The 9,357-nt window shown below is 40.9% G+C and carries 9 protein-coding genes and 1 pseudogene; 9 read left to right on the top strand and 1 reads right to left on the bottom strand.

Features of this window, described 5'->3' with window-relative positions; all coding sequences use genetic code 11:
* Positions 1 to 552 precede the first annotated feature (552 nt).
* Entirely contained in the window at positions 553 to 2,142 is a 1,590-nt protein-coding gene (locus ACO0K2_RS19580; RefSeq protein WP_423021745.1) for a methyl-accepting chemotaxis protein, read from the top strand.
* Positions 2,143 to 2,246: 104 nt separating this feature from the next.
* Positions 2,247 to 3,167 carry a prolipoprotein diacylglyceryl transferase gene (locus ACO0K2_RS19575; protein WP_423021744.1) on the top strand — a complete coding sequence of 307 codons (921 nt, stop codon included), beginning with the start codon at positions 2,247 to 2,249 and terminating at the stop codon, positions 3,165 to 3,167.
* A 655-nt stretch (positions 3,168 to 3,822) separates the two neighbouring features.
* Here ACO0K2_RS19575 and ACO0K2_RS19570 read toward each other — a convergent pair.
* A pseudogene (locus ACO0K2_RS19570) lies at positions 3,823 to 4,964 on the bottom strand (IS3 family transposase).
* A 147-nt stretch (positions 4,965 to 5,111) separates the two neighbouring features.
* On the opposite strand from ACO0K2_RS19570, the gene ACO0K2_RS19565 reads away from it, so the two are divergent.
* The 7 genes from ACO0K2_RS19565 to ACO0K2_RS19535 all read left to right on the top strand — a co-directional run bounded on the left by ACO0K2_RS19565 (position 5,112) and on the right by ACO0K2_RS19535 (position 9,233).
* Positions 5,112 to 5,558: a hypothetical protein gene (locus ACO0K2_RS19565; RefSeq protein WP_423021743.1), complete on the top strand. Its 447-nt coding sequence runs from the start codon at positions 5,112 to 5,114 to the stop codon at positions 5,556 to 5,558.
* Positions 5,559 to 6,000: 442 nt separating this feature from the next.
* Entirely contained in the window at positions 6,001 to 6,492 is a 492-nt protein-coding gene (locus ACO0K2_RS19560; protein WP_423021742.1) for a hypothetical protein, read from the top strand.
* Complete coding sequence (locus ACO0K2_RS19555) at positions 6,489 to 7,301, top strand: hypothetical protein (protein ID WP_423021741.1); 813 nt, start codon at positions 6,489 to 6,491, stop codon at positions 7,299 to 7,301. Before ACO0K2_RS19560 ends, ACO0K2_RS19555 begins: the two co-directional genes overlap by 4 nt.
* On the top strand, positions 7,298 to 8,008 hold the full coding sequence (locus ACO0K2_RS19550) for a hypothetical protein (RefSeq protein ID WP_423021740.1): 711 nt from the start codon (positions 7,298 to 7,300) through the stop codon (positions 8,006 to 8,008). Before ACO0K2_RS19555 ends, ACO0K2_RS19550 begins: the two co-directional genes overlap by 4 nt.
* A gap of 92 nt (positions 8,009 to 8,100) precedes the next feature.
* Positions 8,101 to 8,568: a hypothetical protein gene (locus ACO0K2_RS19545; RefSeq protein ID WP_423021739.1), complete on the top strand. Its 468-nt coding sequence runs from the start codon at positions 8,101 to 8,103 to the stop codon at positions 8,566 to 8,568.
* Positions 8,569 to 8,664: 96 nt separating this feature from the next.
* Positions 8,665 to 8,898 carry a hypothetical protein gene (locus ACO0K2_RS19540; protein ID WP_423021738.1) on the top strand — a complete coding sequence of 78 codons (234 nt, stop codon included), beginning with the start codon at positions 8,665 to 8,667 and terminating at the stop codon, positions 8,896 to 8,898.
* Between the two features lie 209 nt (positions 8,899 to 9,107).
* On the top strand, positions 9,108 to 9,233 hold the full coding sequence (locus tag ACO0K2_RS19535; protein ID WP_423021737.1) for a hypothetical protein: 126 nt from the start codon (positions 9,108 to 9,110) through the stop codon (positions 9,231 to 9,233).
* Positions 9,234 to 9,357 lie beyond the last annotated feature (124 nt).

Raw genomic sequence — 9,357 nt, 5'->3', positions numbered from 1 at the left:
CGTTTAACGGCCAGTTCTTTAAACTCGGTCGTGTAAGCTTTTTTTGGTATCCTGTTCATCATTTGTCTTTCCAAAGTTACGTTTATTTTACGTCACCTTTGGGGAACTAAATTTCAGGGGAAGCTCACTTTGGTGCGACGGAAATAAACGCTCGCCAATGTTTGGCACAACCTACAAATTTGATTATGAGATGTTGGGTACCTATTCGGATGAGACGCCAAATTCTGAAATATGGCATTGTATCAACGGATGTGGAGAAGAATCGCCAAATACATTTAGATATGATTATTAGGTATCCCAAGATGTTAACTAACGCCAGCAAATAAATATACATAGTTCGACGCTCCTTATATTGGACACTCGCACGGTTAGCGTTTGTTATTAAGTCCACTAAAAAGACAGAGGTTAGCGCCGTACAGTTTGCAGATGTTGTCTAAAGAAGCTCTTTTCGAACAAGTTGATAAAGCTGCTGTTTTTTGAGATCAGCTCTTATCTCCTTTAACATGAAATTGTCACCAAAATTTGATGCAGCACCTTCATTAGGAGCATGTTATGAAAATCACCGATATCAAAATTGGAACCCGGTTAGGACTATTGGCCGGTTTTTTATTATTTTCTATGTTAGTTGTTGGCGGAAACGATTGGTTAAACCTTAAAGCAAGTAATAATCGAGTCCGAGACGCGATGGAGCGTTCATTAATGTTAGAACATTCTGTAGATGCCGCGAGAAAAGCACAGGTCGATTTCAAAATACAGGTGCAGGAATGGAAGGATTTGTTGCTTCGGGGGAATGACTCGACAGCTTTTGAAAAGTACTTGAGCGCATTTAAAACCAAAGGCGAAGAAACTCAGAAAGATTTAAATCAGCTAGAAGGTTTGTTAGATAAATTGGGATTAGATACGAAGCAAGTTAATACTGCTAAGTTATCTATGCAAGAACTTAACGGTAAATACCTAGATGCCATAAAAAGCTATGATATTACAAACAACGATAGTGCTCATATCGTTGATGGTCTAGTGAAGGGAATGGACCGAGCACCAACCAAGCAAATTGGCGACATAGTTGTCTATGTTCTTGATCAGTCTGAGCGATTGATGAAGGAAACAAATGAGAATCAATTAATTGCCTATCAGCGGGCTAGTCTATTTTCTCTGCTTGGTATGCTAATTGCGTTTTGTTTAGGAAGTGTCGTTACCTATTACTTTGTAGTCAGCATTACTCGTCCATTGGCAAGAGCAGTGCATATTGCAAAGACCGTCGCATCGGGTGACCTCAGCAATAACGTTGATATAGACGGCAAGGATGAGGCTGCAGAGTTGCTATGGTCTCTGAGAGAAATGACAGAGAGTTTAACTAAAATCGTGAACGAAGTACGTCATGGAACAGAAACGATTACGACTGCCTCCACGCAAATAGCATCAGGTAATCTCGATTTGTCGTCACGAACTGAGCAGCAGGCTGGCTCTCTCGAGGAGACTGCGTCCGCGATGGAAGAGCTAACAAGCACTGTAAAACATAACTCCGATAATACCAAAGCGGCGCAAATGATGGCCAATAGCGCATCTGATGTGGCTCAAAAGGGTGGGGTAGTAGTTGAGGAAGTTATAAGTACGATGGGTTCAATTAATGAATCTTCAAAAAAAATTGTCGATATTATTGCCGTGATTGATGGTATTGCTTTCCAAACCAATATTCTCGCTTTAAATGCCGCTGTCGAGGCAGCGCGTGCCGGAGAACAGGGGCGAGGTTTTGCAGTGGTTGCATCTGAAGTCAGGAATTTGGCGCAACGTTCTGCTAGCGCTGCAAAAGAAATTAAAGCGCTTATCAACGATTCGGTAGAGAAAGTTGGAGCAGGGAGCAAACTCGTAGATCAGGCCGGTGCAACCATGCAAGAAATTGTTACTAGTGTTGAGCGGTTGACGACAGTAATTAGTGAGATCGCCAATGCTAACCAAGAGCAATCAACTGGTCTTAACCAAATTAATACTGCCATTATTGATATGGATAGTGTTACGCAACAAAATTCTGCCTTGGTAGAAGAGGCCGCCGCCGCAACAGCGTCCATGCAACATCAGGCGGTTTCGCTCGAGCAAGTCGTCAGTCAGTTTAAGCTAAAAGCTACTAGTAGTTACTTAAGTTAATCCGATATTTTTTTCGTATTCGAGAGATTATAAAACGGACGTTGGCGAGGTTCTCCAAAGACAGTAGAGGTTTTAATTGCTAAGAAATATATCGACGGAGAAATATGTCTTATCCTTATTTGAGCGATTTAATTAAGTCCATAACTGGTATTGATACGCCGCTACATATACCAACGTTCGGCTTATGTGTTGCTCTAGCGATGATTGTTGCATCAACCCTGCTTAGGCGAGAATTGAGTCGCCTTTATGCTGAAGGTGATATTCCACCGGCGAGTATTTCAAAAATTGGATCAGATAGGAAAAAATATATATCAGAAGTTCCACCACAGGATGTTGTTTCAGACTTGACTTTCATAGTAATGCTAGCGGGTATTTTAGGTGCTCGCTTATTTCATATACTCGAACATCTTGATACTTTTTTTGCCGATCCGGTTGCAATGCTATTAAGTACTTCTGGTTTAAGTATCTTCGGAGGATTAATTTTTGGTACTTGTTCAGGAATATTTTGTGTGAGAAAGTGGCAATTACCTTTTCGGTCGTTGCTCGATGCTGCAGCCCCATCGATGATGATTGGCTATGCAATTGGGAGGGTAGGGTGTCAAATCTCGGGTGATGGTTACTGGGGTATCATGGCAAATGCGGAGGCTAAACCCAGTTGGTTACCAACCTGGCTGTGGTCACAAACTTATGACCATAATATTTATGGCGAAGTTATTGCTAATCCGGGTGTTTTTCCGACACCAATATATGAGACAGCCATGGCGTTATTTTGCTTTTTTATTTTATGGAAATTAAGAAAGAACCCATTTCAAGCTGGTTGGCTTTTTTCTGTATACCTCATTTTCGCAGGAATTGAACGGTTTCTGATTGAGCAAATCAGGGTGAATCCTGTATTTAAATTCAGCGGGATATTGATGACACAGGCAGAAATAATTTCGGTGACTTTATTTTTGATCGGGATAGCGGGTATTACGATCTGTAGCGAGCGAGTCACAAAAAAGCGCACTTCATTAAATGAGGAATAGGTGAGTTTTTGCGCGTACAAGAATTAACAGATATTAAAAAACATACGTACTCCGCGATAACCTATTTTCACATACAGGCGAAAGGCTTGAATTTTAGTTGCATGATTTTTGCTATGAAAATTATATTTTTAATAAAAAGTTCATATATTTAAGCGGATAAAATAGAGAAACCTTACAGCAACTTTCCCCATTAGCTCACTTCATGCACTTTGCTGCCTCCAGCGAAAAATCTATTTGTCGAATATATTTTCCCTAGTTAAAAGTGATGTGGTTTTAAGAAAACTTTAACCTTTTTTAAACTCAGACGTATTACTCTTCGGCACTTGGTCAAGCACTAGCTTAAGTTGGTGGCTGATAAATAAAAAATCAATTTCTACGTTCCGGATTTCTGTGATGAGTAGAAATCCAAAGCTGCCCATCAGTAATCTGCAACGAGTAATCTGAAATGAAATATTTCCGAAAATCACTTGTCGTTCTAATGCTTAACTTTTTCAGCTTCTCTGCTCAAGCAGATCAAAGTGAGTTTGAGGTATATGGTGCAGAAATGCCAGAGAAAAGTGAGAGTGGTTTTGATTTAGCTATGAATGCAGCGCAATCTCCGAGCCAGTCAGAATCTGTTCAACGCTTGGACTTCCCCGACTTTCGTAGACGTTTTTTAACTTCCAGTTTGTAACTTCTCGAACGCCAACGGACTCATTTGATTGAGATGACTATGTCGACGCTGACGATTATAAAACACTTCTATATAGTCAAAAATATCGGCTTTAGCATCCTCTCTTGTTGAATATATTTTCTGCTTCACGCGTTCCTTTTTTAAGCTACTAAAAAAAGATTCTGCGACTGCATTGTCATAACAATTTCCACGCCGACTCATACTCGGCACAAGATTGTGTTCTTTGCACCAGCGTGCAAAATCGTCGCTGCCAAATTGGCTTCCCTGATTCGAATGAATAATGACTGACTGCTTGGGTTTCCTTTTCCATACAGCCATCATTAATGCATCTAGAATAATATCGGTAGTCATCCTTGATTTCATTGACCAGCCAATGACCGCGCGAGAATAGAGATCAATAATGACAGCAAGATAAAGCCAGCCTTCGTGCGTCCTAATGTAGGTAATATCGGTTACCTAGGTCGTATCAGGCTGATCGATATTAAATTGCTGCTGCAGCCGATTTGGAGATGTAATCGATGGTAGCCCAGCTTTGTATCGTGGCCGACGATACCCTCGAATTGATTTCAGCTGCGCGCTCCGCATTAGGCGTGCGACTCTGTTCTCACCACAAGCAATACCATCTTCACGCAAATCACGATAAACACGCGGGCTTCCATAAATTTGTTGGCTACCGTCAAACGATCTCTTAATGTCAACCATAAGACAGGCATCTTCAATCGCTCGTTTGGACTGCGGTACTTTTTTCCAAGCGTAATAACCGCTGCGATGTACTTTTAAAACACGGCACATACTGCTCAATCGAAATTGCGTACGGTGTTGATTAATGAAGGCGTACTTCACTCTGACAGCCTGGCAAAGTACGCGGCGGCCTTTTTTAAGATGTCGCGCTCCTCTGTTGTGCGTTTTAATTCAGCCTTTAGACGAGTCACTTCTAACTTGAGTGCATCTGCATTATCTTGCTTAGCCGGATTGGATTGTTTCTCGTGCTGCTTCAACCAGAGATACAGACTTTTATCGGAAATGCCGAGTCGCTTGGAAACATCGACAACACCATGCCCGCGCTCAAGGACCTGCTTAACGGCTTCTGCTTTAAATTCTGCTGTGTAACGATTGTTTCCCACTTGGAGTTTCCCCTTCTTAGTTTCGACATTATGAAATGTCTACTAAACTAGGGGAAGTCCAATATTTCTGTTGAAAGATTTGAGAATCTCTTATTTCATGGCGTTCTTTGCGAAACTTTAATAAGTTCAAAAAATGAATACAGTAAATTGTTAATTAGTCAGGATTCAGTGGAGGGTGCCAAAAAATATATCGATAACCAAATTACAAAAATACAGGTGCTAGATTCACTTGGTATATCTGAAAAAATGTTGGATACGTTAGTGTCAGCTGAAATATTGCATATTTTTCATAAATTTGACAATATTTCCTTGAATCCGTATTTTTCTCGAATAGAAGTCTTCGAATTTGTGTCGAAGCTTTCCGCTAATCAATATAAATCTGATCAACGCGAAGGGGTAATTGATGGATTTAGTATCATTTACTATTCCCGGTTTTCAGACAGTGATTTTTTAAAATTTATTATCGACGTTCTTAGCGGTGAATTGCCAACTATAAGGCGCGTATTCTATTGTACGGGAGTGGTCGGGTTGACTTTTAATTTGGAAGATTTCGGGAAATGGGAACGAAAAAATCAGTTTCCTAAAATCATGTGAGTCACTTTTGAGTCAATTTCAAACTATAAGTAAATTTTATGAGATGGAGTGTTCACGCAAAAAAATTAAATTATTGAGGTTGTAGTCACAAATTGGCTAAATTTATCTATCCGTTAAATTTTTTTGCAACGAAAAACCTGACTGGTGCTGTGTTCGCATGACTCAAGAATTGGATAAGATTTTTCGCACAACCTTTTTAATACAGCCTGAGATACGATCTAGATTCGAGATTTTTTCGTTAAAATTATGTTAATTCTATAACTTAAAAATAAAATCAAACATTTAGTTGTTAAAAATGCACTCATACTAAAGACGTTCGCCTGAAGTGACACGGAATACCGACGCCTTCGTTCGGTACTAACTATAGCTTTTGGAGATTGCTACCAGTGAGTCTTGTTATGGTGTTAGCGTGTTTTGAATTACCAAATTTACTGGGAGAACCATGAGTATCGACGTTCAGGACTATATTGAAGTATCGGCTAAACTTGCCCAGTGGGGGATTGCAAGGCCGGACGGCTTTGCCATATTACCATCCAACCTAGCACAAGCTAAGACTAAAGAGGAACTTTTCCAGCATGCCGAGTCCGAAACAGTGAAAAAGCTAATGCGGACAAACAACATCGATTACACAGAGCTTTTTGACGCAGACAATCGGCCGGCGTACTTGCAGCAATACGGATTTGAGTGGTACGGTCCGACCCTTTTTTACACTCTGGCAGCGCTTTCTGAGAATCCGACCTTGGTCAGCGTGAGCCTTGGTATTATCACAAATTACCTTTATGACCTGTTCAAAGGAGAAAAAAACGGTACAGCACTGCTCGATGTGATCATTGAGAAACCAGATGGTTCTTGCAAACATGTCCAATATAAGGGACCTCCTGAAGGACTTGCTAGTGTCGCTGACATTGTTCGCGAATTAGAGGGGGTAAAGTGAGCGTTGCGAACACATCAAAGAAAATGTCACGGCAAGAGGTTGTCGATTATTTTAATGAAGGCATTAAAGAAGCAGAGGCTTTTCTTTTTCTGGCACGCTCAAGTGACCTGCAACATGAGCAGTGCCTGAAACTTGATGCGTTAATCCATAATGTCGCAAATGCAAAGCAAATAGCTATTACTAATCAGGATGAGGACCTTGCTAACCTCTTCCTCGGATTCGAATGCACTATTGGTGCGATTCATTCCGAACTTATGATGTACATACTACTCAAGCGCGATGAGGCCAATGCTGCCTGGGATTGCTTAGTTGCAGCCCAAATGGGCGTTCTTGATGCAATGCGTGCTCACAAAGGATTTGCACATTGTTCGGAAAGATTGGCTCAATTGGAGCAGTTGGAGCGTCTTTTGTTCCCGTCGCAAGTCTTTTTAAGCGCTGGCTTCTTGTCTACTGGGCTTGAATGCAGCATCTGTGGTCAACCAACTTCAAAATGCGATCATCTTCGCGGTCGGCCGTACATGGGCCAATTATGTGAGTTCAAGTATCATCAGCCGCGTGTCCACCACGTTGCACAAGTTAAAGTTCCGGCAGATAAACGTTGCCGTGTGGTGTCGTTTAAAACGGTAGAGGGGCACAAAGATCGAATTTCATGGAAAGTGGCTCCCTATAAAAATGGAGAAAGTTATACTAAAAATGATTCATTGGAAGTGTCAACTATATTCCTCTCGCTGCAACGTTTTCCGTATATGACTCCCACTGGGAGAGTGCTTGTTCCAACAGCAAGCAGCAGAACTAAGGAAAAGCCATGAGTGAATATGTACTATTACACATGTGGGATCCATTTAGGGAGATGCTGATCGAACGCCATAAATTCTATGTTGCCCAGGAGCGTATAAAGTTGCTATCACGGTTCGACGACATGGAATGTGAAGCAAACAATGCTGCAAATGAATGGATTAGACGGGCTAGCCGTAGTTTTGACGCGGATCAAGACGATATCGGGGCGGTCTACGAAGCTGCAGATGCCGAGCGAATAGCCTTATATCAGTTACTAAAGGATATGCATAAGGATGTCAGCCTTGCTGTGGTAGCAGGTATGTTTCATGAATGGGATAAGCAATTGCGCCACTGGTTAGTGCATGAAATTCGCCATTGGCACCACGGCGACGAAGTGCGTGCGAAAGTATGGGCGCAGGACTTTTGCGGAATAGTTGAATTTTTTTCGTGCCTTGGTTGGGATATCCGAAATAGGTCGTACTTTCCCATGTTAGACGCTTGCCGTCTAGTGGTGAACGTCTACAAGCATGGAAATGGAAAATCGTTTCAGGATCTGAAGCAGCGCTATTCAGAGTACCTTGATATTCCATCAAATCGCATTGCTGTCGAAATTCTAGGTATGGACTGCGTTGATTTCAGAGACCTCACAGTGACCGAGGCACAAATTGATAGATTCTCAGACGCCATCATCTCTTTTTGGGGGGACGTCCCCAAGACATTTCACGATGACATAGATTAAATCTCCCGAAATGGTTTGATAACGCATGGCGAAAGGGTAATGCGACAGGTGATACTAAAACCAATCGGCGAGATATCAATTAATGGAAACTTATGATCCACCAATCAAGACGAATTTACGATAGTGCAAGAAGTTATTTGGCATTAGCTGAACCCGCGTTTCATGATGATTCAATTCTTGTACCAAATGTAATGGCCGTTGTCGCTAACCTTGCTCTATGTGTCGAGTTACTCTTGAAGGCGTGTGACGCTAAGGTTACAAAGCCAAATCAAAGTAATAATGAGCAAGTTTTGGTTAATGGTGAAATCTCATCCAACGTTTGGGGACACGATTTAGTTCAAATATTTAGTAAGCTGAATCCTGAAGTTCAAGAAACCCTAGTATTGCTGTTTGAATCTGAAACAAACCAACAACTTCGTCCGCTCCTTGAGAAATGTAAAGACTATTTCACTCATGCTCGATATTTTTACGAATCTAAACATGCTCATATTTTTAGTCCCAGTGATATTCGAATTCTTGCGCACGGAATCAATGCAGCTATATTAAAAAGCTTTGGTTAGCTTTAAAAACTAAATTACTTTTGTTATCGAACGGGTACTAATGATGCTTGAAGAAATGATTATTTTTAAAAAAACGAGAGCGTTTGAGGAAAAAATATGACTAATCAAAATAGACAATGTGTTGAAAAAGACCATTTTATTTCGGTGACTCTAGTAGATGAAAATAGGGCTTCTATCTTCATTAAACAACCTTCAGGTTATGGCGATCAACCCACGATCATTGATATTTCAACTTTCAAAGCGGGAGGATTGTCTGTAGGGGAATCCCTTGAGCTGGTTTCTAAAATTGTTGCAATTGGTGTACGTGGTGCAGATCTGAAAAGAACCTGAAAGATATATCGTTAACATTGACCTCAGTGAACTTGGTTATGACGAGGTCAGAAGTGAACGATATGCACAGAGTAAAATTGCTGCTATTGAGGAAAATGACTTTCATTTACCGTATGACATACCAAGTGTGAAATTTAAATTATGAATTTTAGTTATATTACTTGTGCTTATTTTGTGGTCAGTCTTGCATTTACTCATAGGAGAAAATTGTGAGCGCTATTTTCAGTGAATGCGGTTCTTTTCGCTATCGCCTTGAAAGAAATGTACAGATTGACGGCGTAGTATTTGCCTATTTTGGAATTAATGGCTCGACAGCGACGGCAAGCGAAGACTGAGCTTCCCCTGAAATTTAGTTCCCCAAAGGTGACGTAAAATAAACGTAACTTTGGAAAGACAAATGATGAACAGGATACCAAAAAAAGCTTACACGACCGAGTTTAAAGAACTGGCCGTTAAACG

It is taken from the genome of Undibacterium sp. MH2W (genome assembly GCF_049340215.1).
In the GTDB taxonomy this organism is placed as follows: Bacteria; Pseudomonadota; Gammaproteobacteria; order Burkholderiales; family Burkholderiaceae_D; genus Undibacterium.
The sequence above is the reverse complement of the archived record's forward strand: the minus strand, read 5'-3'. Positions and strand labels throughout refer to the sequence as shown.

Excerpts from the sequence above, each read along its gene's own strand:
- ACO0K2_RS19580 (WP_423021745.1), top strand. The coding sequence starts at position 553 with ATGAAAATCACCGATATCAAAATTGGAACCCGGTTAGGACTATTGGCC.
- ACO0K2_RS19575 (WP_423021744.1), top strand. The coding sequence starts at position 2,247 with ATGTCTTATCCTTATTTGAGCGATTTAATTAAGTCCATAACTGGTATT.
- ACO0K2_RS19560 (WP_423021742.1), top strand. The coding sequence starts at position 6,001 with ATGAGTATCGACGTTCAGGACTATATTGAAGTATCGGCTAAACTTGCC.
- ACO0K2_RS19550 (WP_423021740.1), top strand. The coding sequence starts at position 7,298 with ATGAGTGAATATGTACTATTACACATGTGGGATCCATTTAGGGAGATG.
- ACO0K2_RS19545 (WP_423021739.1), top strand. The coding sequence starts at position 8,101 with ATGATCCACCAATCAAGACGAATTTACGATAGTGCAAGAAGTTATTTG.
- ACO0K2_RS19540 (WP_423021738.1), top strand. The coding sequence starts at position 8,665 with ATGACTAATCAAAATAGACAATGTGTTGAAAAAGACCATTTTATTTCG.